Source organism: Streptomyces coeruleorubidus (assembly GCF_028885415.1).
GTDB lineage: Bacteria > Actinomycetota > Actinomycetes > Streptomycetales > Streptomycetaceae > Streptomyces > Streptomyces coeruleorubidus_A.
Genome location: NZ_CP118527.1, coordinates 6,616,085 through 6,639,787, shown reverse-complemented (window position 1 = coordinate 6,639,787; position 23,703 = coordinate 6,616,085). Strand labels below are relative to the sequence as shown.

Annotated in this window: 24 protein-coding genes and 1 pseudogene; 13 read left to right on the top strand and 12 right to left on the bottom strand. The window is 70.2% G+C overall.

Features of this window, described 5'->3' with window-relative positions; translation table 11 throughout:
* Positions 1–116 precede the first annotated feature (116 nt).
* The 4 genes from PV963_RS31005 to PV963_RS30990 all read left to right on the top strand — a co-directional run bounded on the left by PV963_RS31005 (position 117) and on the right by PV963_RS30990 (position 6,871).
* Positions 117–794, top strand: coding sequence for a spermidine synthase (locus PV963_RS31005; protein WP_274819434.1), 678 nt, complete (start codon positions 117–119; stop codon positions 792–794).
* Positions 795–918: 124 nt separating this feature from the next.
* Complete coding sequence (locus PV963_RS31000; RefSeq protein WP_010040369.1) at positions 919–1,659, top strand: response regulator transcription factor; 741 nt, start codon at positions 919–921, stop codon at positions 1,657–1,659.
* The gene (locus PV963_RS30995; protein ID WP_274819431.1) at positions 1,656–2,768 is read left to right on the top strand and encodes a HAMP domain-containing sensor histidine kinase; all 1,113 of its coding nucleotides are present in this window, start codon (positions 1,656–1,658) and stop codon (positions 2,766–2,768) included. Before PV963_RS31000 ends, PV963_RS30995 begins: the two co-directional genes overlap by 4 nt.
* 281 nt (positions 2,769–3,049) lie before the next feature.
* Complete coding sequence (locus PV963_RS30990) at positions 3,050–6,871, top strand: multifunctional oxoglutarate decarboxylase/oxoglutarate dehydrogenase thiamine pyrophosphate-binding subunit/dihydrolipoyllysine-residue succinyltransferase subunit (RefSeq protein WP_274819429.1); 3,822 nt, start codon at positions 3,050–3,052, stop codon at positions 6,869–6,871.
* A 76-nt stretch (positions 6,872–6,947) separates the two neighbouring features.
* Here the strand turns inward: PV963_RS30990 and PV963_RS30985 are convergent, their stop codons facing one another.
* The gene (locus PV963_RS30985; protein WP_274819427.1) at positions 6,948–7,124 is read right to left on the bottom strand and encodes a hypothetical protein; all 177 of its coding nucleotides are present in this window, start codon (positions 7,122–7,124) and stop codon (positions 6,948–6,950) included.
* Positions 7,125–7,191: 67 nt separating this feature from the next.
* Here PV963_RS30985 and PV963_RS30980 point away from each other — a divergent pair, with 67 nt between their 5' ends.
* On the top strand, positions 7,192–7,371 hold the full coding sequence (locus tag PV963_RS30980; RefSeq protein ID WP_003992906.1) for a DUF6104 family protein: 180 nt from the start codon (positions 7,192–7,194) through the stop codon (positions 7,369–7,371).
* Between the two features lie 145 nt (positions 7,372–7,516).
* On the opposite strand, the gene PV963_RS30975 is transcribed toward PV963_RS30980, so the two are convergent.
* Entirely contained in the window at positions 7,517–8,353 is an 837-nt protein-coding gene (locus PV963_RS30975; protein WP_274819424.1) for a hypothetical protein, read from the bottom strand.
* A 147-nt stretch (positions 8,354–8,500) separates the two neighbouring features.
* On the opposite strand from PV963_RS30975, the gene PV963_RS30970 reads away from it, so the two are divergent.
* Both PV963_RS30970 and PV963_RS30965 read left to right on the top strand, forming a co-directional pair.
* On the top strand, positions 8,501–9,472 hold the full coding sequence (locus tag PV963_RS30970; protein WP_274819422.1) for a DUF4097 family beta strand repeat-containing protein: 972 nt from the start codon (positions 8,501–8,503) through the stop codon (positions 9,470–9,472).
* Between the two features lies 1 nt (position 9,473).
* Complete coding sequence (locus tag PV963_RS30965; protein ID WP_274819421.1) at positions 9,474–10,559, top strand: PadR family transcriptional regulator; 1,086 nt, start codon at positions 9,474–9,476, stop codon at positions 10,557–10,559.
* A 19-nt stretch (positions 10,560–10,578) separates the two neighbouring features.
* Here the strand turns inward: PV963_RS30965 and PV963_RS30960 are convergent, their stop codons facing one another.
* The 4 genes from PV963_RS30960 to PV963_RS30945 all read right to left on the bottom strand — a co-directional run bounded on the left by PV963_RS30960 (position 10,579) and on the right by PV963_RS30945 (position 14,132).
* On the bottom strand, positions 10,579–11,145 hold the full coding sequence (locus tag PV963_RS30960) for a Clp protease N-terminal domain-containing protein (RefSeq protein WP_274819420.1): 567 nt from the start codon (positions 11,143–11,145) through the stop codon (positions 10,579–10,581).
* A complete protein-coding gene (locus tag PV963_RS30955) occupies positions 11,145–11,354 on the bottom strand; it encodes an HTH domain-containing protein (RefSeq protein ID WP_003992902.1) in 210 nt (69 codons plus the stop codon). The genes PV963_RS30960 and PV963_RS30955 overlap by 1 nt, the downstream gene beginning before the upstream one ends.
* A 99-nt stretch (positions 11,355–11,453) precedes the next feature.
* Positions 11,454–12,419, bottom strand: coding sequence for a zinc-binding dehydrogenase (locus PV963_RS30950; protein ID WP_274819416.1), 966 nt, complete (start codon positions 12,417–12,419; stop codon positions 11,454–11,456).
* A gap of 480 nt (positions 12,420–12,899) precedes the next feature.
* Positions 12,900–14,132, bottom strand: a complete 1,233-nt coding sequence (locus PV963_RS30945) for an NAD(P)-dependent malic enzyme (RefSeq protein WP_274819414.1) — start codon at positions 14,130–14,132, stop codon at positions 12,900–12,902.
* Between the two features lie 652 nt (positions 14,133–14,784).
* Between PV963_RS30945 and PV963_RS30940 the strand changes: the two genes are divergently transcribed.
* From PV963_RS30940 to PV963_RS30930, 3 genes are read left to right on the top strand one after another with little or no spacing between them, the layout of a single operon-like run.
* Positions 14,785–15,741, top strand: coding sequence for an ABC transporter substrate-binding protein (locus PV963_RS30940; RefSeq protein WP_274819412.1), 957 nt, complete (start codon positions 14,785–14,787; stop codon positions 15,739–15,741).
* Positions 15,742–15,773: 32 nt separating this feature from the next.
* Positions 15,774–16,715: an amino acid ABC transporter permease gene (locus PV963_RS30935; RefSeq protein WP_274819411.1), complete on the top strand. Its 942-nt coding sequence runs from the start codon at positions 15,774–15,776 to the stop codon at positions 16,713–16,715.
* Positions 16,712–17,473, top strand: coding sequence for an amino acid ABC transporter ATP-binding protein (locus tag PV963_RS30930; protein ID WP_274819409.1), 762 nt, complete (start codon positions 16,712–16,714; stop codon positions 17,471–17,473). The genes PV963_RS30935 and PV963_RS30930 overlap by 4 nt, the downstream gene beginning before the upstream one ends.
* 56 nt (positions 17,474–17,529) lie before the next feature.
* On the opposite strand, the gene PV963_RS30925 is transcribed toward PV963_RS30930, so the two are convergent.
* Positions 17,530–18,300, bottom strand: a complete 771-nt coding sequence (locus tag PV963_RS30925) for a class I SAM-dependent methyltransferase (protein WP_274819408.1) — start codon at positions 18,298–18,300, stop codon at positions 17,530–17,532.
* A gap of 89 nt (positions 18,301–18,389) precedes the next feature.
* Here PV963_RS30925 and PV963_RS30920 point away from each other — a divergent pair, with 89 nt between their 5' ends.
* Positions 18,390–19,049 (top strand): CGNR zinc finger domain-containing protein, encoded by a 660-nt coding sequence (locus tag PV963_RS30920; RefSeq protein ID WP_274819406.1) that lies wholly within the window; start codon positions 18,390–18,392, stop codon positions 19,047–19,049.
* 65 nt (positions 19,050–19,114) lie between these two features.
* Here the strand turns inward: PV963_RS30920 and sodX are convergent.
* Positions 19,115–19,288, bottom strand: a pseudogene (sodX, locus tag PV963_RS44080) (nickel-type superoxide dismutase maturation protease); the annotation flags it as partial.
* 223 nt (positions 19,289–19,511) lie between these two features.
* Between sodX and sodN the strand changes: the two are divergent.
* Entirely contained in the window at positions 19,512–19,907 is a 396-nt protein-coding gene (gene sodN / locus PV963_RS30910; protein WP_059416585.1) for a superoxide dismutase, Ni, read from the top strand.
* Positions 19,908–19,982: 75 nt separating this feature from the next.
* Here the strand turns inward: sodN and PV963_RS30905 are convergent, their stop codons facing one another.
* Both PV963_RS30905 and PV963_RS30900 read right to left on the bottom strand, forming a co-directional pair.
* Positions 19,983–20,216 carry a hypothetical protein gene (locus PV963_RS30905; protein WP_274819403.1) on the bottom strand — a complete coding sequence of 78 codons (234 nt, stop codon included), beginning with the start codon at positions 20,214–20,216 and terminating at the stop codon, positions 19,983–19,985.
* Between the two features lie 16 nt (positions 20,217–20,232).
* Positions 20,233–21,387, bottom strand: a complete 1,155-nt coding sequence (locus PV963_RS30900; protein WP_274819401.1) for an inorganic phosphate transporter — start codon at positions 21,385–21,387, stop codon at positions 20,233–20,235.
* 105 nt (positions 21,388–21,492) lie between these two features.
* On the opposite strand from PV963_RS30900, the gene PV963_RS30895 reads away from it, so the two are divergent.
* Entirely contained in the window at positions 21,493–22,227 is a 735-nt protein-coding gene (locus tag PV963_RS30895) for a VOC family protein (RefSeq protein WP_274819400.1), read from the top strand.
* Here the strand turns inward: PV963_RS30895 and PV963_RS30890 are convergent.
* Positions 22,224–22,454 (bottom strand): hypothetical protein, encoded by a 231-nt coding sequence (locus tag PV963_RS30890; RefSeq protein ID WP_274819398.1) that lies wholly within the window; start codon positions 22,452–22,454, stop codon positions 22,224–22,226. The two genes, PV963_RS30895 and PV963_RS30890, sit on opposite strands and share 4 nt — an antisense overlap.
* A gap of 10 nt (positions 22,455–22,464) precedes the next feature.
* Positions 22,465–23,685 carry an RNA polymerase sigma factor gene (locus PV963_RS30885; protein ID WP_274819396.1) on the bottom strand — a complete coding sequence of 407 codons (1,221 nt, stop codon included), beginning with the start codon at positions 23,683–23,685 and terminating at the stop codon, positions 22,465–22,467.
* Positions 23,686–23,703 lie beyond the last annotated feature (18 nt).

The window sequence follows — 23,703 nt, the reverse complement described above, 5'->3', positions numbered from 1 at the left end:
TGACGGGCGCCACGCGAGAGCCGATTCACAGCAACCTGAAAGCAGCCCACCGCGTCCCCCGACGGCCGCTCCCTAATTCTTGGCGCCGGACACCTCCCACCTGCCAGGATTCCCGGATGCCCATCTCGAACGACATCCCCCGCGTGCTGGACCGTCGCGAGGGCCCGCACGGCGAGGTCGTGCTGCGACGGCACGGCGACCGGCTGGAGATCATCGCGAACGGCTGCTTCCTGATGGACACCTCCGACGGCCGCTCGGAGCGGCGGCTGGTCGACGCGGCCCTGGAGGCCCTGGCCGGCCGGGACCGGCCGGACGTGCTGATCGGCGGACTCGGCGTCGGCTTCTCCCTCGCCCACGCGGCGGCGGACCCGCGCTGGGCAGGGATCACGGTCGTGGAACGCGAGCACGCGATCGTCGAATGGCATCTCGACGGCCCGCTCTGCGCGTTCTCCGCCGAGGCCCTCGCCGACCCTCGTACGCACATCGTCGAAGCCGATCTCGTGGCCTACGTCAATGAGACATCCGCCACGTACGACGCCCTGTGCCTCGACATCGACAACGGACCCGGCTGGACCGTCACGGAAGGCAACGGAAATCTCTACTCGGAGGCCGGACTGGCAAGCTGCGCACGGGTGTTGAGACCTGGCGGGGTTCTCGCCGTCTGGTCCGCCCAGCCCTCTCCGGAATTCGAAGAAACCTTGTGGAATGCCGGGTTCCAACAGGTGCGTACCGAAGAGATCACGGTTGCCCGGGGCGTTCCGGACGTCGTACACCTCGGCATCCGCCCTGGATAGCAAAGGTGTGCTGACTCCCCGTACGCTGCTCCTCTGACGCCGATCATTCAAGCGTCAATCGCAACCATGCGCAGACCGAGGGATCACCCCACTGATTCCGGAAAGCACACCCCAGGGGCGGGCGATGGAGCAGACACACACCTCCCACAACGGTTCGGCGACGGCTACTCCGGGCGCACAGCGCCGGGTCCTGGTGGTCGAGGACGACGCGACGATCGTGGACGCCATCGCGACCCGCCTGCGAGCCGAGGGATTCCTCGTGCAAACAGCGGGCGACGGCCCGGCCGCCGTCGACACGGCCGAGGCCTGGCAGCCCGACCTGCTGATCCTCGACATCATGCTGCCCGGCTTCGACGGTCTGGAGGTCTGCCGGCGCGTGCAGGCCGCCCGGCCGGTGCCGGTGCTGATGCTCACCGCGCGCGACGACGAGACCGACATGCTGGTCGGGCTCGGCGTCGGCGCCGACGACTACATGACGAAGCCGTTCTCGATGCGGGAGTTGGCGGCGCGCGTCCACGTGCTGCTGCGCCGCGTGGAGCGGGCCGCGCTGGCCGCCGCGACGCCGCGCAGCGGCATCCTGCGCCTCGGCGAACTGGAGATCGACCACGCGCAGCGCCGGGTCCGGGTGCGCAGTGAGGACGTTCACCTCACGCCGACCGAGTTCGACCTGCTGGTGTGCCTGGCGAACACCCCGCGCGCGGTGCTCTCGCGCGAACAGCTGCTCGCCGAGGTCTGGGACTGGGCGGACGCCTCCGGCACCCGGACCGTCGACAGCCACATCAAGGCGCTGCGCCGGAAGATCGGCGCCGAGCGGATCCGTACGGTGCACGGCGTGGGCTACGCCCTGGAGACACCGACGCCATGAGCGGCGGGCCGGGAGCACGGAGAGGCCCCGGGGATCCGGAACCCTGGGGCGGGGTGAGCCCGTTCTCGATCAAGACCAAGCTGGGCGCGCTGGTCGTCATCTCGGTGCTGATCACCACGGGCCTGTCGGTGATCGCGGTGCACACGAAGACGGAGCTGCGCTTCATCACGGTCTTCTCGATGATCGCCACGCTTCTCATCACGCAGTTCGTGGCCCATTCCCTCACCGCCCCGCTGGACGAGATGACCGCGGTGGCCCGTTCCATCTCGCAGGGCGACTACACCCGCCGGGTGCGGGAGAACCGCCGTGACGAGCTGGGCGACCTGGCCGTGACGATCAACGCCATGGCCGACGAGCTGGAGGCCCAGGACCGCCAGCGCAAGGAGCTGGTGGCGAACGTCTCGCACGAGCTGCGCACCCCCATCGCGGGACTGCGCGCGGTGCTGGAGAACATCGTCGACGGCGTCACACAGGCCGACCCGGAGACGATGCGCACGGCGCTGAAGCAGACCGAGCGGCTCGGCCGGCTGGTGGAGACGCTGCTGGACCTGTCCCGGCTGGACAACGGCGTCGTACCGCTGAAGCAGCGGCGGTTCGAGGTGTGGCCGTATCTGTCCGGCGTGCTGAAGGAGGCCAACATGGTCGCCTCCGTGCGCGCGGGCATCGCCACCGGCTCGGGCAGTCACACCCGTACGGACGTCCATCTGCACCTCGACGTCCACCCGCCGGAGTTGACCGCGCACGCCGACCCGGAGCGCATCCACCAGGTCGTCGCCAACCTCATCGACAACGCGGTCAAGCACAGCCCGCCGCACGGCCGGGTGACGGTCAAGGCGCGCCGCGGCTCGCTGCCGGAGTCGCTGGAGCTGGAGGTTCTGGACGAGGGCCCCGGCATTCCGAAGTCCGAGTGGCACCGCGTCTTCGAGCGGTTCAACCGCGGCAGCGCCAAGCGGCCGCAGGGGCCGGGCAGCGACGGCGGTACGGGGCTCGGCCTGGCGATCGCCCGCTGGGCGGTGGATCTGCACGGCGGGCGGATCGGAGTGGCTGAATCCGAGCGGGGTTGCCGGATTCTTGTCACTCTTCCGGGACTTCCATCTGTGCCAAGTTGACGTAAAGTTCGAAGCGGAGCCACAAGATCCATGGGCGTCCGCGCTGACGGACACGTGTGATCAGGCACAGGCCCGCGCCTTCGGCGCACGAGGCCCTGCCGAGCCCTTCCCTCTTTAAGCGGAACCACGCTTGTTTCCCGCCATTTCAAGCCCCGAAACACGCTCCAAGATGTGACTTGCACGACGTTGAACGGGCCCGACCTGACCTACCCGGTCCGGGAGGCGTAGCCTTGATTCCCGCTGTCCATCATCTTGTGAAGCGGAAGAGGGCGGTTGCCGCCGTGTCGCCACAGTCCCCCAGTAACTCGAGCATCTCGACCGACACCGACCAAGCGGGTAAGAACCCCGCCGCGTCGTTCGGTGCCAACGAGTGGCTCGTCGACGAGATCTATCAGCAGTACCTCCAGGACCCGAATTCGGTAGACCGAGCCTGGTGGGACTTCTTCGCCGACTACAAGCCGGGGGCGGCTGCCGCCTCGGCTCCGGCGGGTACCGCGGCCGCGGGGGCCGCGGGGACCACCACCGCTCAGCCGGCGGCCCAGGCCGCCCCCGCCCAGGCCGCGGCCCCCGCCCCGGCGGCCCCGAAGCCCGCGGCCGCCGCACCGGCGCCCGCTCAGGCGAAGCCCGCCGCGCAGGCCCCGGCCCAGCCCGCCGCTCCGGCGAAGGCCGCCCCGGCCCCCGCCAAGCCGGCCGCCGCCGCGAAGCCGAAGGCCGAGCCGGCCGGCGAGGCCCCCTCGGGCCCCGAGCAGGTCGTGCTGCGCGGTCCCGCCGCCGCGGTCGCGAAGAACATGGACGCCTCCCTGGAGCTGCCCACGGCCACGTCCGTGCGCGCGGTCCCGGTGAAGCTGCTGTTCGACAACCGCATCGTCATCAACAACCACCTCAAGCGGGCGCGTGGCGGGAAGATCTCCTTCACGCACCTCATCGGCTACGCGATGGTCCAGGCCATCAAGGCGATGCCGGCGATGAACTACTCGTTCGCCAAGGTGGACGGCAAGCCCACCCTGGTCAAGCCGGAGCACGTCAACCTCGGTCTCGCCATCGACCTGGTCAAGCCGAACGGCGACCGCCAGCTGGTCGTCGCGGCGATCAAGAAGGCCGAGACGCTGAACTTCTTCGAGTTCTGGCAGGCCTACGAGGACATCGTCCGCCGCGCCCGCGACGGCAAGCTGACGATGGACGACTTCTCCGGGGTCACGGTCTCCCTGACCAACCCCGGCGGCCTCGGCACGGTCCACTCGGTGCCGCGTCTGATGCCCGGCCAGTCCGTGATCATGGGCGTCGGCTCCATGGACTACCCGGCGGAGTTCCAGGGCACCTCCCAGGACACCCTGAACAAGCTCGGCATCTCGAAGGTCATGACGCTCACGTCGACCTACGACCACCGGGTGATCCAGGGCGCCGCCTCCGGCGAGTTCCTGCGCCAGGTCGCGAACCTCCTGCTCGGCGAGAACAACTTCTACGACGAGATCTTCGAGGCGCTGCGCATCCCCTACGAGCCGGTCCGCTGGCTCAAGGACATCGACGCCAGCCACGACGACGACGTCACGAAGGCCGCCCGCGTCTTCGAGCTGATCCACTCCTACCGGGTCCGCGGCCACGTCATGGCCGACACCGACCCGCTGGAGTACCAGCAGCGCAAGCACCCCGACCTGGACATCACCGAGCACGGGCTCACCCTGTGGGACCTGGAGCGCGAGTTCGCCGTCGGCGGCTTCGCCGGCAAGTCGATGATGAAGCTGCGCGACATCCTCGGCGTGCTGCGCGACTCGTACTGCCGCACCACCGGCATCGAGTTCATGCACATCCAGGACCCCAAGCAGCGCAAGTGGATCCAGGACCGCGTGGAGCGCCCGCACTCCAAGCCGGAGCGCGAGGAGCAGCTGCGCATCCTGCGCCGGCTGAACGCCGCGGAGGCGTTCGAGACCTTCCTGCAGACGAAGTACGTCGGCCAGAAGCGTTTCTCCCTGGAGGGCGGCGAGTCCGTCATCCCGCTGCTGGACGCGGTGCTGGACTCGGCCGCCGAGTCCCGCCTGGACGAGGTCGTCGTCGGCATGGCCCACCGCGGCCGCCTGAACGTCCTCGCCAACATCGTCGGCAAGTCGTACGCGCAGATCTTCCGCGAGTTCGAGGGCAACCTCGACCCGAAGTCGATGCACGGCTCCGGCGACGTGAAGTACCACCTGGGCGCCGAGGGCACCTTCACGGGCCTCGACGGCGAGCAGATCAAGGTCTCCCTGGTCGCGAACCCCTCGCACCTGGAGGCGGTGGACCCGGTCCTGGAGGGCGTCTCCCGCGCCAAGCAGGACATCATCGGCAAGGGCGGCACGGACTTCACGGTCCTGCCGGTGGCGATCCACGGCGACGCGGCCTTCGCGGGCCAGGGCGTGGTGGCCGAGACCCTGAACATGTCGCAGCTGCGCGGCTACCGCACCGGCGGCACGGTCCACATCGTCATCAACAACCAGGTCGGCTTCACCGCGGCCCCCGAGTCCTCGCGCTCCTCCATGTACGCGACGGACGTGGCCCGCATGATCGAGGCCCCGATCTTCCACGTGAACGGCGACGACCCGGAGGCCGTGGTCCGCGTGGCCCGGCTGGCCTTCGAGTTCCGCCAGGCGTTCAACAAGGACGTGGTGATCGACCTCATCTGCTACCGCCGCCGCGGTCACAACGAGTCGGACAACCCGGCCTTCACCCAGCCGCTGATGTACGACCTGATCGACAAGAAGCGCTCGGTGCGCAAGCTCTACACCGAGTCCCTCATCGGTCGCGGCGACATCACCCTGGAAGAGGCCGAGCAGGCGCTCCAGGACTACCAGGGCCAGCTGGAGAAGGTCTTCACGGAGGTCCGCGAGGCCACCTCGCAGCCGGCCGCCGTGGAGCCCACCGACCCGCAGGCCGAGTTCCCGGTCGCCGTGAACACCGCGGTGACCACGGAGGTCGTCAAGCGGATCGCCGAGTCCCAGGTCAACATCCCCGACCACATCACCGTCCACCCGCGTCTGCTGCCGCAGCTCCAGCGCCGGGCGGCGATGGTCGAGGACGGCACGATCGACTGGGGAATGGGCGAGACCCTCGCGATCGGCTCCCTCCTCCTGGAGGGCGTCCCGGTCCGCCTGGCCGGCCAGGACTCGCAGCGCGGTACGTTCGGCCAGCGCCACGCGGTCATCATCGACCGCAGCACGGGCGACGAGTACACACCGCTCCAGTACCTCTCCGAGGACCAGGCGCGGCTCAACGTCTACAACTCGCTCCTCTCCGAGTACGCGGCGATGGGCTTCGAGTACGGCTACTCGCTGGCCCGCCCCGAGGCGCTCGTGATGTGGGAGGCGCAGTTCGGCGACTTCGTCAACGGCGCGCAGACGGTCGTGGACGAGTTCATCTCCTCGGCCGAGCAGAAGTGGGCCCAGACCTCCGGTGTGGTCCTGCTGCTGCCGCACGGTTATGAGGGCCAGGGCCCGGACCACTCCTCGGCCCGCCCGGAGCGCTTCCTCCAGATGTGCGCCCAGAACAACATGACGGTCGCCACGCCGACGTCGCCGTCGAACTACTTCCACCTCCTGCGGTGGCAGGTGCACAACCCGCACCACAAGCCGCTGGTGGTCTTCACGCCGAAGTCGATGCTGCGTCTGAAGGCGGCGGCCTCGAAGGCGGAGGAGTTCACGACCGGCCAGTTCCAGCCGGTCATCGGCGACGCGTCGGTGGACGCGGCCGCGGTCAAGAAGGTCGTCTTCTGCGCCGGCAAGGTCTACTACGACCTGGAGGCCGAGCGTCACAAGCGCGGCGTCACGGACACGGCGATCATCCGCATCGAGCGCCTGTACCCGCTGCCGGGTGCCGAGCTCCAGGCGGAGATCAAGAAGTACCCGAACGCCGAGAAGTACCTGTGGGCCCAGGAGGAGCCGGCGAACCAGGGTGCCTGGCCGTTCATCGCGCTCAACCTGATCGACCACCTGGACCTGGCGGTCGGCGCGGACGTCCCGCACGGCGAGCGCCTGCGCCGCATCTCGCGCCCGCACAGCTCGTCCCCGGCGGTTGGTTCCGCGAAGCGGCACCAGGCCGAGCAGGAGCAGTTGGTGCGTGAGGTGTTCGACGCGTGACACGCCGCTGAGCATCGGCTCGTAGCAGGGTCCGGCCCCATCGCCTCGTTCCGAGGTGGTGGGGCCGTTCCCGTTCTCAGGGCACCGAGAGCAGGTCCGGTGTCGGGTGGATGTCCGGAGGGTCGTAGTACAGCGCGAGGTTGCGGGCCCACATGGCGTCCGGGCCGGCGGCTTCGGGATCGGCGCCGCGTGTCCCCGCACATTGTGCCCGCCGGTGCCCGCCCGGGTCGGGGAATCCGCGCAGTAAGGGCACCTCACCGGGCGGCATAACCTGGAGAGGTACGACCCGAGGCCCCAGGCCCAGCCCCAGGAGAGCATCCGTGTACTTCACCGACCGAGGCATCGAGGAACTCGAGAAGCGACGCGGCGAGGAGGAGGTCACCTTCGAGTGGCTCGCCGAGCAGCTGCGGACGTTCGTCGATCTCAACCCCGACTTCGAGGTGCCGGTGGAGCGGCTGGCCACGTGGCTGGCGCGGCTGGACGACGAGGACGACGAGTAGGGGGCGTGCCGACGAGTAGGGGGCGTGCCGGAGTCGCGTGGGCGCCGGGTCTGGCGCCGTTCGGTGATCGGTCGCGCGGGAGCGGGGTCTCGGGCCGTTCGGTGATCGGTCGACGCGGGGAGCCGGCTCTGGCGCCGTCCGGTGATCAGTCACGCGGGTGCGTGACGCCGTACGCCAGACCCAGTGCGCCATGAGCCAGGAGCAGCGCTCCAGCCGTAGCCCAGCCCCAGCCGCCCCCGCGCCGTCGTAGCCCCCAGGCGATGAGCGGGACGCCCGCCGCCACCTGGGCGAGGGCCAGGGCGCGGGCCCTGGAGCCGCCGGTCCAGGGCATCCAGGGGCCGAGGCGGCTGTGGTCGACGGTGTCGCGTTCCGCGACCGCCTCGCGCCAGCCCGGCCATTCGACCGGGAGGCTGTCCGGCTGGAGTGCGGCAACTTCCCGGAGGCGGTCGGCGGGTTGGCCGGGGGCGAGCTCCGGGGGCAGTGAGACGCCCACGCGCGCGAGGACCGCCAGGAGGCCGCGCAGGCGGGTGCGGGCGTCGGCCGCGGAGTCGGCCTTCGTCAGCTGGTCGAGGGCCTGGAGGTCCAGGACGGGGTCGAGGCCCACGCGCGCGGCGAAGGTGCGCATCGCCTCCTCCTCCCCCACCGGGACGCCGCTCGTGAGCCAGACGAAGCCGACCGGGCGGCGGAAGCCGGACGCGAGCGTGAAGCCCGCGTGGTCGGCGTCCCACCACAGGGCGAGAACGGGCCAGGGCGCGCCGACGGCGAGGGCCGTCGCCCAGCCGGTGACCACCCGGTCGACGGGCTCACCGGCGTCCCGCCAGGGCCCGCCCTCGGGGACGAGGACGCTCCATTCGTCGCCCGCCCGGGTGAGCTGCATCCGTTCCCGCAGCAGGTGGGCGACGGGGGCGACGGATCCGGGCACCGCCCGGCACAACAGCAGCGCCCCAGGGGCTGGACCGGTGCGGTCGGCTTCCGTCGGCATGGTCACACGCTAGGGCGATTCACCCCTCTTTGATGACTTTTGTACGCCTCGATGTCCCCGGACGGGTGTCTTGACTTTCCCCGACCACGATATATCGTGAATGAGAGGAGACGCGATATGGCGCGTCCTGTCGGGGAGGTCTGCACCATGTCCGAGTGGTCTGTCACGGAGCCGAGGAAACTCACCTTCGACGAGCCCGTGAGCGAGCTTCACGTGCGTCTCGTCAACGGAACGGTGAACGTGGTGGGCACGGACGAGGGTTCCGCCCGCCTGGAGATCTCCGGGATCGAGGGACCGCCCCTGGTGGTGACCCAGCAGGGCGGCACCCTCACGGTGGCCTACGAGGACCTGCCCTGGAAGGGCTTCCTCAAGTGGCTGGACCGCAAGGGCTGGCGCCGCAGCGCGGTGGTCTCCCTGGCCGTCCCGGCCTCCACCCGCGTGGAGGTGGGGGTGGTCGGCGCGGCAGCCGTCATCTCCGGGATCGAGGGACCGGCGGCGGTGAAGGGCGTCACGGGCGACACGACCCTCGTGGGACTCTCCGGCCCGGTCCGCGCCGACACGGTCTCCGGGAGCGTGGAGGCCCAGGACGTGACCGGCGACCTCCGGTTCAACTCCGTCTCGGGCGACCTCACGGTGGTCGAGGGCTCCGGCTCCTCCGTGCGGGCCGATTCGGTCAGCGGCTCCATGATCGTCGACCTCGACCCGGGCGGCCCCACGGACGTGCGGCTGACCAGCGTCTCGGGCGAGATCGCGATCCGGCTGCCGGACCCGGCGGACGCGGAGGTCGAGGCCAACACGGCGAGCGGCGCGGTCTCCAACGCCTTCGACGATCTGCGGGTGCAGGGCCAGTGGGGCGCACACAAGATCACCGGCCGCCTGGGCGCGGGCAACGGCAAGCTGCGCGCCACCACGGTCTCCGGTTCGATCGCGCTGCTGCGCCGCCCCGCCAGGGAGGACGAGCCCGACCAGCCGTGGAAGCCCCGGCCCGGCACCGGAAGCTCGCCGGCCGACCCGCAGGCCGACCCGCAGGCCCGGCCGGGAGACAATTCCGTCTCCGACCGGGGCGCCACCGACGCCGGCGTCCCGGCCGACGGCACGACCGACAAGAAGGTGCTCTGACATGCCCCCCGTCTTCGCCCACGGCCGCCTCCGCCTGTACCTGCTGAAGCTGCTGGACGAGGCCCCCCGACACGGCTACGAGGTGATCCGCCTCCTCGAGGAGCGCTTCCAGGGGCTGTACGCACCGTCGGCGGGCACGGTCTACCCGCGCCTGGCCAAGCTGGAGGCCGAGGGCCTGGTCACCCACACCACCGAGGGCGGCCGCAAGGTGTACTCGATCACGGACGCGGGCCGCGCGGAACTGGCCGACCGCAGTGGCGAACTGGCCGATCTGGAGCTGGAGATCCGGGAGTCGGTCGCGGAACTGGCGGCGGAGATCCGCGCCGACGTGCGCGGGGCCGCCGGCGACCTGCGCCGCGAGATGCGTGCGGCGGCGACCGAGGCCCGCCGGGAGACCGGCACGAGGTCCCGCGGCGCTGAGGACGTCCCCTTCGGGGACTTCGGGCAGTACGGCGACAAGGAGGCCTGGCGCGTCGCCAAGGAGGAGATGCGGCGCGCCAGGCAGGAGTGGAAGGAACAGGCCCGCCGCGCCAAGGACGAGAGCCGCCGCGCCCGCGAGGACGCCCAGCGCGCCCGCCGCCAGGCGAAGGAGGCCCAGGAGCAGGCCCGCGCCCAGGCCCAGGAGCAGGTGCAGCGCATCGCCCGCCGGGTCCAGGAACAGGTCCAGGACCACTTCGCCCGCGGCGACTGGCCCACGGGACTGCGCGAGGGCCTGAGCGAACTGGCCAAAGAGGTCGGCGAGTTCGGCAAGGACTACGGCAAGGACTTCGGCTTCGACTGGACCGGCACCGGCACCGGCACCGGCACCGGCACCGGCACCGGCAAGCCTGCCTCGCGGCCGACGCCCTCACAGCCCGCCGAGGACTTCCCGGCCGCCTACGAACCCGCCTGGGCCCACGAGGACGCCACGGACTCCACCGGCGACCCGGCCCGCGACCTGGACCGCCTGCTCGACCGTTTCCGGGACGACATCCGCGACGCGGCCCGCGACCACGGCGTCACCCCCGACCAACTGCGCGACGCCCGCCGCCACCTGTCGACGGCGTCGGCCCACATAGGAGCACTGCTGCGCACGCCGAAGAAGTAAGCGTCCGGCGCCCCGCCTGTCACCCGGCCTTCGCCTCGCCACCCCCGTACAGCACCCGCACCAGGGACTCGTACGTCACCCCGTGGTCGGCGAGAACCTCCGCCGGCACACCGGGGCGCATGGTCAGGGCCAGCAGAATGTGCTCGTCACCGATGTGCCGGTCCCGCTGGGCGAGGGCGACCCGCAAGGAGCGCTCCAGGACGTCCTTGGCGCCGCGCCCGAAGGAGGCCCGCCCCGACCACCACCCCTTGTCCTTCCGGTCACCGGCCATGGCGCCGACCCCGTGCACCTCCTCCACCCGGGCGACGATCTCCTCCACGTCGATCCCGAGCCCGGCGAGCGCGTCGGCCTCGGCCTGCGACAGCCCGGCCCGCCGCCGCGCCGCGCCCAGCGCCTGCCGCACGGACTCCCTCCGCTCACCGAGCCCGAGAGCGGCGAGCGCGAACGAGCCACGACTGCCCTCCCGGTCGAGCAGCGCGAGCAACAGGTGCTCCGGCTCCACGACCTGTCCGCCCCCACCACCCTCCACGTACTCGAACGCACCCTTGACCACGCTCCGGGCGTCCTTCGTGAACCGCTCGAACATCAATGCCTCCCGTACTTCTTGTGCACGGCCTGCCTGCTCACACCGAGCTCGGTGGCGATCTCCTGCCACGACCAGCCCTGGTTGCGCGCGTTGCGCACCTGTACGGCTTCCAGCTGCTCCAGCAGCCTGCGCAGGGCGGCGACGGCCCGCAGGCCGACCCGTGGATCACGGTCGCCCGCACGCTCGGCCAGATCGGTTGCTTCGGTCATGACGTCAACCTACGTTGACACCATACTTTCGTCAACCCCAGTTGACAAACCAAACGGCCGGCCCGAACCCGGACCGGCCGTCAGCACATTCAGCGGGGACTAGGGATTGGTGAGCACGACCTTCCCGAACTGCTCACCGGACGCCAGCCGTTCGAAGCCCTCCCGGGCGCGGTCCATGGGCAGCACCTCGTCGATGACCGGCCGCACACCGGTGGCGGCACAGAACGCGAGCAGATCCTCCAGCTCGTCCTTGGTGCCCATCGTGGACCCGACGACCTTGAGCTCCAGGAAGAAGATCCGGGTCAGTTCGGCATGCGAGGGCCGGTCACCACTGGTTGCACCGGAAATCACCAGCGTGCCACCGGGCTTCAGCGACTTCACGGAGTGCGACCAGGTGGCGGCCCCGACGGTCTCGATCACGGCGTCGACCCGCTGCGGCAGCCGCGCCCCCGACTCCAGGGCCTCGACGGCCCCCAGCTCCACGGCCCGCTTCCGCTTGGCCTCGTCCCGGCTCGTGGCGAAGATCCGGAGCCCGGCGGCCTTCCCCAGCACGATGGCGGCCGTGGCGACACCGCCGCCGGCGCCCTGCACGAGCACGGAGTCGCCGGGCCGGACACCCGCGTTGGTGAACAGCATCCGGTACGCGGTCAGCCACGCCGTGGGCAGACAGGCGGCCTCCTCGAAGGAGAGCTCCTTGGGCTTGGGCAGAACATTCCAGGTCGGCACGGCGACCTGCTCGGCGAAGGTGCCCTGGTAGCGCTCGGTGAGGATGGAACGGGGCTCCTTCGGGCCGACCCCGTGCCCGCTCTGTCCGATCACGGAGTGCAGGACGACCTCGTTGCCGTCTTCGTCGACGCCGGCGGCGTCACAGCCGAGGATCATCGGCAGCTTGTCCTCTGCGAGGCCGACGCCGCGCAGGGACCACAGGTCGTGATGGTTGAGGGAGGCGGCCTTGACCGTGACGGTGCTCCAGCCGGGGCGGGCCTCGGGAGCGGGACGCTCTCCCAGCTCCAGGCCGGACAGTGGCTGGTCGCGGTCGATTCGGGCGGCGTAGACAGCGAACATGACCTTGACGATAGGTTCCCTGCCGGGCCGAAGGAACCGTGTAGGCCTGTGAGACACACCCTCTTGCCAGGCACAGGACGTCAGTGCCGTGCCCGGGTGGGTGGGCAACTCGGCGCGACGAGGTGCCGCTTCTTTGGGACGGGCGCCGCCCTTAGCGGCACGACTGCCCGCAGCTAGGGCCGGCCCCAGCGGACCCGCACCCGCCGGCCTACGGAAGGGGACGTGTCGGGGGGTGTCCGCCCGCAGCGGTTGGCGCGTCAACGGACAGTCAGTCGGCGTCCGACCCCATCGCGCCGCTCCGAGGACGGACACCCCCCGACGCGGCCCCGACCCACCACCACAGCGCAGGCGAAGGCGCGCACCCCCACCACACCCGCACAGGCCGCCGCAGGCACTCACACCACCCGAACAGCCGCACCCGAAGGCAAAAAAAGTGACCCCGCCCAACGGGGCAGGGCCACCTCACAACACCGGCGAACGTCAGCGCCGAGCCACACCCTCAGCCCGCGCAGCCGCGGCCACCGCGGCCGTCACCGCCGGCGCGACCCGCTCGTCGAACGGCGACGGGATGACGTAGTCGGCCGCGAGGTCGTCCCCGACCACACCCGCCAGCGCCTCGGCGGCGGCCAGCTTCATCCCCTCCGTGATCCGCGACGCCCGCACCTGGAGCGCACCCGCGAAGATCCCCGGAAACGCCAGCACGTTGTTGATCTGGTTCGGGAAGTCCGACCGCCCGGTGGCCACCACGGCCGCGTACTTGTGCGCGACCTCGGGATGCACCTCGGGATTCGGGTTCGCCATGGCGAAAACGAACGCTCCTTCGGCCATCGACGCCACCGCGTCCTCCGGCACCGTCCCGCCGGACACCCCGATGAACACATCGGCCCCGGCCAGCGCCGCCTCCAGCGACCCGCTGACACCCGCCTTGTTCGTGAACCCGGCCAGCTCCCGCTTCACCGGCGTCAGATCGTCCCGGTCCGCCGACACGACACCCTTGCGGTCGGCCACCGCGACATCCCCGATCCCGGCCTCGACCAGCATCCTCGCGATGGCGACACCCGCCGCACCCGCGCCGGAGATGACGGCCCGCAGATCCCCCAGCGCCCGCTTGCTCAGCCGCGCGGCGTTCCGCAGGGCCGCCAGCGTCACGACCGCCGTACCGTGCTGGTCGTCGTGGAAGACGGGAATGTCCAGCCGCTCCTGGAGCTTCCGCTCGATCTCGAAGCACCGCGGCGCCGAGATGTCCTCCAGGTTGACCCCGCCGAACGACGGCGCGAGCCGCACCACCGTCTCGACGATCTCGTCGACGTCCGTGCAGTTCAGCGCGATCGGAACCGCGTCCACGCCACCGAACTGCTTGAACAGAATCGCCTTGCCCTCCATCACCGGGAGGGAGGCCTCGGGCCCGATGTCACCGAGCCCCAGCACGGCCGTACCGTCCGTCACGACGGCCACGACCGACGACTTCCACGTGTAGTCGTGCACGAGCTCCGGCTGCTCCGCGATCGCGCTGCACACCTTCGCGACGCCGGGCGTGTACGCCAGGGACAGGTCGTCCTTGTCACGGACCGGCACCGTGGCCTGCACGGCCATCTTGCCGCCGCGGTGGAGCGCGAACGCCGGATCGAAGGAGTCGAGGGGCTCCGCACCGCCCTCTTGACCCGTATGGTCCGTCGTGCTCTCGCTGCGAGGATTGACGATCTCCGCTGCCACTTCGTTTTACCCCTTAAATCTTCATTGGTCTGAGGGTGGCCACTCCTGGTGAGGCGTGGGCGGGACCGCGTACGGCCGTGGTCGTGCTGTGTACGTGATACGTACGGGCACATACGCGATGGGCGCGCCGCACACGCGCCCTGAGCCCCGGATGAGGGGTGTAAAGACCCTTCTTACCGGACGGACCGCGTCGACGACGAGTCCATAACGCGAAGGTCACACACGGGCGCCCCGACTCTTCGTCCAATATCGGGACAAGGTCTGGACAAATCCTCGACAACCGTTCAAAGGTCGGCGAATCCCTCGGACCCCGTATCGGATTCCCGGGACATACCGAAGATCTTCCGGCTGGAAGGAGTGATTCCCGCAGAAGGTCCGGCCGCGATGTACCGGAGTGATGCGGTTCGGGGGTCGCCCGTTATCCGATTTTGACATGGCTGGCGCCCAGAATGCCGCAGTCCGAATGGCAAGATGCCGTAATCACACGAGGTCGCGACACTCGAAGACGTGTGTTCTCGTCGACCCACGGAACTGCCGGCACCGTCGGCAGTCCACGGCACTGCCGGCACCGTCGGCAGCGCACGGCACTGCCGAACCCATCGGCAGCGCCCGCCCCATCGGCAACTCCACCCATCCGCCGGAGGAACCCACCATGACCGCAAGCTCCACCCGTCGTACGACCGCCGCGCACTCCCGGCTAGCAGCGGTCGGTGCGATCGCGGTCGCAGGCGCGCTGATGCTCACCGGATGCGGTGACCAGACCAAGGACACCGGCTCGGACGGCGAGACCGCGACGGCCGCGGCCCCGCTCGCCGACAAGCTGCCGAAGTCGATCCGCGACAAGGGCGTCATCAAGGTCGGTTCCGACATCGCGTACGCCCCGGTCGAGTTCAAGGACAGCTCCGGCAAGGTGGTCGGCATCGACCCGGACCTCGCCGCCGCCATGGGCAAGCAGCTCGGAGTCGACTTCCAGTTCGAAAACGGCACCTTCGACACGCTGATCACGGGTCTGCGCTCCAAGCGGTACGACATCGCCATGTCCGCGATGACCGACACCAAGGACCGCCAGGAGGGCATCGACTCCGACACCGGCAAGAAGGTCGGTGAGGGCGTCGACTTCGTCGACTACTTCACCGCCGGTGTCTCGATCTACACCAAGAAGGGCGACGACCAGGGCATCAAGACCTGGTCCGACCTGTGCGGCAAGAAGATCGTGCTGCAGCGCGGCACGGTCTCCGAGGACCTCGCCAAGGCCGAGTCGAAGAAGTGCCCGGCCGGCAAGAAGATCGCCATCGAGCCCTTCGACAACGACCAGCAGGCCCAGACCCGTCTGCGCGCGGGTGGCGCCGACGCCGGCTCGTCCGACTTCCCGGTCGCCGCGTACGCCGTGAAGACGTCCGGCGGCGGCAAGGACTTCCAGCTGGTCGGCGAGCAGGTCGAGGCCGCTCCGTACGGCATCGCGGTCGCCAAGAACCAGACGCAGCTGCGGGACGCCCTCAAGGCCGCGCTGGACGCCGTCATCGCGAACGGCGAGTACGAGAAGATCATGAAGAAGTGGGGCGTCACGGACGGCGCCATCAAGGAAGCCACCATCAACGGCGGCAAGTGACCGCGACGCAGCGGCACTGAAAGGCAACACCCGTGACTGTTGACATCGACAAGACGACGGGCGACACGCCCCCGGCCGGGCCGGAGGCCATCAAGGCCATCCCGGTCCGGCACTACGGGCGGTACATCTCCGCCGTCGTCGCCATCGCCCTGCTGGTCGGGGTCGTCTACGCGTTCTCCCAGGGCAAGATCAACTGGGACGCGATCCCGGACTACTTCTTCGACGACCGCATCCTGGACGGCGTGGGCAAAACGCTCCTGCTGACCGTGCTGTCCATGGTGATCGGCATCGTCGGCGGCGTCCTGCTCGCCGTGATGCGCCTGTCGAAGAACCCGGTGACCTCGTCGATCGCGTGGTTCTACATCTGGTTCTTCCGCGGCACCCCGGTCCTGGTGCAGCTGATCGTCTGGTTCAACCTGGGCCTGGTCTTCGAGTACATCAACCTCGGGCCGTTCTACAAGGACGAGTGGTCGGACTTCATGACCCCGTTCCTGACGGCGCTGCTGGGCCTCGGCCTCAACGAGGCCGCGTACATGGCGGAGATCTGCCGTGCCGGTCTGCTCTCGGTCGACGAGGGCCAGACCGAGGCGTCGCACGCGCTGGGCATGAGCCACGCCAAGACGCTGCGGCGGATCGTCATCCCGCAGGCGATGCGCGTGATCGTGCCGCCGACGGGCAACGAGGTCATCAACATGCTGAAGACGACCTCGCTGGTCTCGGTCGTCCAGTATCCCGAGCTGCTCCGCGCGGCCCAGGACATCGGCCAGACCTCCGGCGCCCCCGCCGAGATGCTGTTCCTGGCGGCGGCCTGGTACCTGCTGATGACGTCGGTCTTCAGCATCGGCCAGTACTACCTCGAGCGGTACTACGCGCGTGGTTCGAGCCATTCGCTCCCTGCCACGCCGTTCCAGAAGATCAAGGCGAACCTGCTGTCCCTGTCCAGCCGCTCCAAGCCGACGGGAGGCACCGCATGACCGCCATGGTCAAGGCCGAGGGCGTCCACAAGTCCTTCGGCCCCGTAGAGGTCCTCAAGGGCATCGACCTGGAGGTGAAGTCCGGCGAGGTGTTCTGCCTCATCGGCCCCTCCGGCTCCGGCAAGTCGACCTTCCTCCGGTGCATCAACCACCTGGAGAAGATCAACGCCGGCCGTCTGTACGTCGACGGCGATCTGGTCGGCTACCGGCAAAAGGGCGACAAGCTCTACGAGCTGAAGGACAGCGAGGTCGCCGTCAAGCGCCGCGACATCGGCATGGTCTTCCAGCGCTTCAACCTGTTCCCGCACATGACGGCCGTGGAGAACGTCATGGAGGCACCGGTCCAGGTCAAGGGCGTGAGCAGGAGCCAGGCCCGGCAGCGGGCCCTGGAGCTCCTGGACCGGGTGGGCCTGGCCGACAAGGCGGGCAGCTACCCCTCGCAGCTCTCCGGCGGCCAGCAGCAGCGCGTCGCCATCGCCCGGGCCCTCGCCATGGACCCAAAGCTGATGCTGTTCGACGAACCGACGTCGGCGCTCGACCCGGAGCTGGTCGGTGACGTCCTGGACGTCATGCGCGACCTCGCCGAGTCCGGCATGACGATGATCGTCGTCACTCATGAGATGGGCTTCGCCCGCGAGGTGGGCGACAGCCTGGTCTTCATGGACGGCGGTGTGGTGGTCGAATCCGGCCACCCGCGTGAGGTGCTGACGAACCCGCAGCACGAGCGGACGAAGTCGTTCCTGTCGAAGGTGCTCTGACTTCACACACGGCGAGGGGGCGGTACGGGAACTCCGTACCGCCCCCCTTCGGCGTGCTACTTCAGGGCGAGCAGCAGGGTGTCCGAGGGCGAGCACCACACCGGCCTGGCCTCCGCGAACCCCTTCTCGCGCAGCACGCGCGCGTGCCACGCCGCCGACGGCATGTCGCCGTCCGCGTGTTCGCCGTAGATCTCGTAGCGCCGGGCCGTGGGTTCGGCGAGGACCGGGTCCTTGACGGCGAGCTGCCACCACTCGGTCCAGCCGAGGACGCCGGATTGCCTGGCCTGTTCCATGCGGGCGTGGCGCTGCGCGCGCTCGGCGGCGTTGATCCCGGGCGTCGTCTCGTCGATCATGTGGTCCGCGTTCATGAAGACACCGCCGTCGCGGACCACTCCCGCGACCTGGCCGTAGAGGTCCGCGAGGGGTTCCCGGTGCAGCCAGTGCAGGGCCGTCGCGGTCAGGACGGCGTCGTACGAGTCGTGCGGCAGCTTCGCCGGCCAGTCCGGGTCCTTGAGGTCGGCCGTGACGAGGCCGACCCGCTCGTCGCCCGCGAACGTGCCCCGGGCGATGGCGAGGAGCGCCGGGTCGAGGTCGACACCGGTGCTGGTGGCCTCCGGGAACCGCGCGAGCAGCCGGGCGGTGATGCTCCCGGTGCCGCAGGCGAGGTCGAGCACGCGCGGGGCGGTGCCCACGAGGGCCTCGACCATGTCGAGCATGATCCGGAACCGTTCCTCGCGGTCGGGCAGGTACCACTCCTGCTGCCGGTCCCAGCTCTCCTGCCAGGCCTGCCAGTCGGCGGTGGCCGTGGTGGCGTCCGCGTCCGTCATCGAGCCCCTCCCTCGTAATACCCTGGAAGCACCATCAGCTGTTACGAGTGCGCGCTCACGACCATAAAGCCCCTCCGTAAGGACTACAAGTGGAACTGGCCTATTACTCGGACTATGCGGTGCGCCTCGTCAACACCGAGGAACCGGCCCGGGGCAAGGACACCCTGACGTCGGTCGAGGCGGTCCGTGATCTGTTCGGCGTCAACCAGTCGGCGGCCCGCCGCGCCACCGACGCGGACGTCACGCGTTTCCGCTCGGTGCGGGCCCGGCTGCGCGCGGTCTTCGAGGCGGCCGACACCGGCGACGAGACGCTCGCCGTGGACCTGCTGAACTCACTGCTGCTGGAGTTCCCGGTGAGTCCGCAGATCTCCGGGCACGACTTCCGCGACGACGACGGCCGTCCCCTGTGGCACATGCACCTGGCGGACCATCCGTCCAACGCGACCGCGGGCTACGCGGCGATCGCGGCGATGGGCCTGGCGTTCCACCTGACCGAGTACGGCGTGGACCGGCTCGGCCTGTGCGAGGCCGCGCCCTGCCGCAACGCCTACCTGGACACCTCCACCAACCGCTCCCGGCGCTACTGCTCCGACCGCTGCGCGACCCGCGCCAACGTGGCGGCCTACCGCGCCCGCAAGCGCCTGGAGGCGGCCCGGCCCGACCTGCCCGAGAAGACGGGCCTGGCGGCCGACAGCGCCCAGCCGAGCAGCGCCCACGGCGAGCGGCGGCCGGGCCTGAGCGGCCGGTAGCGGAACCGGACCCGGCCGAGCACCAGCTCGTCGGGCACGACGCCGTAGTCGGTGCTGTCGCCGCCGGCGTACGCGTTGTCCCCGAGCACCCACCAGCCGTTCTCGCGCCGCTGAGCGATCCGCTTGACGACGAGCAGGTCCTGCTGGAAGGGGTGCCGCAGCACGACGACGTCACCGGGCTTGATCCGGGCCCCGTAGTGCACCAGGAGCCGGTCCCCGTGGTACAGCGTGGGCACCATGGACGGACCGGTCACCTCGGCCACCCCGAAGGGCGCGGCCGACCTCCCCCGCTCGGACTCCTGCGACAGCTCCGGCATCACCCGGCACCTCCCCAGTTCTTCGTCCACCAGTCTCAGTCTCACCCCGGACTTTTGTCCTAAGCCCATGGGGGCACTCGCGAAAAGCCGTCCCTCACGGAGTAATGTCCCCTGTGAGAAGACGATCACGAGGAAGGAATGCTCCATGCTTTCCCGCCTGTTTGCCCCCAAGGTCAAGGTCAGCGCACACTGTGACCTTCCCTGCGGTGTGTACGACCCTGCCCAGGCCCGCATCGAGGCGGAGTCGGTGAAGGCCATCCAGGAGAAGATGGCCGGCAACGACGACCCGCACTTCCAGGCGCGTGCCACCACCATCAAGGAGCAGCGCGCGGAGCTCGCGAAGCACCACGTGTCCGTGCTGTGGAGCGACTACTTCAAGCCGCCGCACTTCGAGAAGTACCCCGAGCTGCACCAGCTGGTCAACGACGCCCTCAAGGCCCTCTCGGCGGCCAAGGGTTCGACCGACCCGGCGACCGGCCAGAAGGCGCTGGACTACATCGCCCAGATCGACAAGATCTTCTGGGAGACCAAGAAGGCCTGAAATCACGGGCAGACGATGGGGCCCGGCCGGGAGCACCGGCCGGGCCCCTTCGTCGTGAGTGACGGCCGGTGCCGGTCAGTGGAACTGCGGGACGATCAGGAAGATCCCGTACGCCACCACGGCCGCGCAGGCGAGGAAGCACAGCGCCGCCTGGGTGAGGCCGAGGGCAAAGGTGCGGCCCTGCTGTTCGCGGGCGCCTTCCAGTTGGGCGAGGCCGAGGACGCCGAGGGCGAAGACGACGACCACGGCGACGGTGACGCCGATGCTCACCGCGGTGACCTGGCCGAGTGCGGTCCAGTCCAGATGCATGTCGACTCCCCGTGGTTCAGGCGGCCGTGCCGACCTTGGCGGGCGGCTCGCTGCGGATGGTGACTTCCTGCGCGTCGTTGACGTTGTGCGCGTCCACCGGGTTGCGGCGCGAGACGACCACGATGCCCGCGGCGAGGGCCGCGCCGACCAGGGCGACGACCGCCGTACCGAGGTCGCCGCCGCTCTGGACCACGCTCGCGGCCAGGCCGCCGACCAGTGCGGCGGCGGGCAGCGTGATCAGCCACGCGACCGCCATGCGGCCCGCCACGCCCCAGCGGACCTCCGCGAGCCTGCGGCCGAGCCCCGCGCCGAGGATGCTGCCCGAGGCGACCTGGGTGGTGGACAGGGCGAAGCCGAGGTGCGCGGAGGTCAGGATGACGGTGGTGGAGGCGGTTTCGGCGGCGAAGCCCTGCGGCGACTGGATCTCGGTGAGGCCCTTGCCCATCGTGCGTATGATGCGCCAGCCGCCGAGGTACGTGCCGAGGCCGATGGCGAGGCCCGCGGACGCGATCACCCACAGGGGCGGTCCGGCGTCGTGGCCGAGCGCACCGGCCGAGATCAGGGTGAGGGTGATGACGCCCATGGTCTTCTGCGCGTCGTTCGTGCCGTGGGCGAGGGAGACCAGCGAGGCCGAGGCGATCTGGCCGATCCGGAAGCCCTTGGTGACGGAGTCCTTGCGGGCGCGGTCGGTGAGCCGGTAGGCGAGGTAGGTGGCCAGCAGCGCGGCGACACCGGCCACGACCGGCGAGGCCACCGCCGGCACCAGCACCTTCTCGACGACCTTGTCGAAGTTGACGCCGTGGCTGCCCGCCCCGACCCACACGGCCCCGATCAGCCCACCGAACAGGGCGTGCGAGGAACTCGACGGCAGACCGACCAGCCAGGTCAGCAGGTTCCACAGGATCGCCCCGACCAGGCCCGCGAAGATCATCCCCGGGGTGACGAGGGTGTCGTCCACGATGCCGCCCGAGATGGTCTTGGCGACCTCGGTGGACAGAAAGGCACCGACGACGTTGAGGACACCGCTGATCAGGACCGCCGTGCGGGGAGCGAGCGCGCCGGTGGCGATGGACGTGGCCATCGCGTTCGCCGTGTCGTGGAATCCGTTGGTGAAGTCGAAGGCGAGCGCCGTCACGATGACGACCGCCACGAGGAACGTGATGTGGTCCATTCCTGAATGCAAACAAGTGCAGGCCAATAGGCGGGGAACGGCGAGGCAAAGGCTGGTCAAGGTTCACGCAGGTGGCGATGGCGTCGCCCCTCTACGATCACGACCATGAGAATCCGCTGGACCTACGCCTTCATCGACCGCCCGCGCGAGGTATTCGACACCGCATGCGACTTCTGGACGGCGGTCACGGACACCCGGCTCTCCGAACTGCGCGGAGAACACTCCGAGTTCGGCACGCTGCTCCCGGACGACGCCGACGCCTGCCTGAAGGTCCAGGCGGTGCGATCGGACAACGGCGGTGCGCATCTCGACTTCTGTGTGGACGACGTGAGGGAGTTCGCCGACTCGGCGACGCGGCTCGGCGCGGGTGTGGTGGCCGACCTCGGGTCGCTCGTCGTGCTGCGGTCGCCCGGCGGGCAGTTGTTCTGCGCGGACCCTTGGCGCGGGCAATCGTCGCGGCCGGAGGTGGTGCGGGGCAGCCGCCTCGACCAGGTGTGCGTGGACGTGCCGCCGTCTGCCTACGACGCCGAAGTCGCCTTCTGGAGCGGGCTGCTGGACGGCTGGACGTCGCGGCCCGGTTCACTCCCTGAGTCCCACGTGGTCGAGCCGCCGCCCGGCCTGCCGGTACGCCTGCTCCTGCAGCGCCTCGACGAGGAACGCCCGGCCTCCGCCCACCTCGACCTCGCCTGCGCGGACGTCGCGGCGACCCGGGCGTGGCACGAGGAGCTCGGGGCTGTGTTCGTGGCCGACTTCTCGGGCTGGACACTGATGCGCGACCCGGCGGGCGGCACGTACTGCCTGACGACCCGGAATCCGGAGACGGGCGGACTGCGCGCCTAATCCACTTCGGCGTACGCACACAGGACCGCCCCGCCCTCCTCAGGCGTCGGGCAGGGCGGCAGGTCCGGCGTCTCCTCGGGATCGGTGTTTTCCCAGACGTACGGCCCCTGCGGCTCCGTCGAGTCCTGCATCCACAGCGTCAGCCCGCCCGCGACGGCCACGACCAGCGCCCACACGATCACCACCCGGCGCCACACCCGGCGCCGCCGCTCCCCCGCCATGTCCATGCCTCACACGCTAGTCCTTCAACCGCGCGGCCCGCGCCTGGAGATAGCGCTGTTCGGGCAGGCTGAGGGTCTGGGCGGCCGCCGACTCGTAGGCGGCACGGGCGGCTTGGGGATCGCCGGCGCGCTCCAGGAGGTGTCCTCGTACGGCGTCCAGGCGGTGGCCCTTCAACTCATCTGCCAGGGCGTCCAGTTCGGACAGGCCGGCGTGCGGACCGTGCACCATGGCGACGGCTACCGCGCGGTTGAGGCGTTCGACCGGGCCGGGGACCAGGCGGACGAGGACGTCGTACAGGCCGAGGATCTCGGCCCAGTCCGTCGCCTCGGGCGAGGGTGCCTCGTCATGGACTGCGGCGATCGCGGCACGCAGTTGGTACGGCCCGGGCCGGCCCCGGGACAGCGCCCCGGTGACCAGCGCGACGCCCTCCTCGATCGCGGCCTTGTCCCAGCGGTCGCGGTCCTGCTCGTCGAGGGGGATCAGTTCGCCGTGCGGTCCGCTGCGCGCGTCGCGGCGGGCGTCGGTGAGCAGCATCAGCGCGAGCAGGCCGACCACCTCGCAGTCGTCGGGGAGCAGCCGGTGGACCGTGCGGGCAAGGCGTACGGCCTCGCCCGCGAGGTCGCGGCGCTGGAGGGCGGTGCCGGAGGTGGCGGTATAACCCTCGTTGAAGATCAGGTAGAGGGTCTGGAGGACGGACGGCAGCCGCTGCTCCCAGCGCTCGGGGCGGCCGAAGCGCACGCCCCGCACCTTCTGCTTGGCCCGGCTGATCCTCTGCGCCATCGTCGACTCCGGCACCAGATACGCGCGGGCGATCTCGGCCGTGGTCAGACCGCCGACGGCGCGCAGCGTGAGCGCGATCTGCGCGGGCGGCGTCAGGTCCGGATGGCAGCACAGGAAGAGCAGCGAGAGGGTGTCGTCCTCGCGGGGAGCGCGCTCCCCGGGCGGCGGGGCGGTGAAGGCGTCGCGTGGCGTGAGCGCCGCCGCCCGCTCCTCGCGCTGCCGCCGCGCCTCCTCGCTGCGCAGGGCGTCGGTCAGCCGCCGCGAGGCGACCTTGATCAGCCAGCCGCGCGGATTGCCGGGCACTCCCTCCCCGGGCCACTGCCCGGCCGCCGCGAGCAGCGCCTCCTGTACGGCGTCCTCGGCGGCGTCGAAGTGTCCGTACCGCCTGACCAGCGCGCCGAGGACCTGCGGCGCGTTCCGGCGCAGCAGGTCCTCGATCTCGGGTGTGCTCTTCACCGGCGCGTCCGTCGGTGT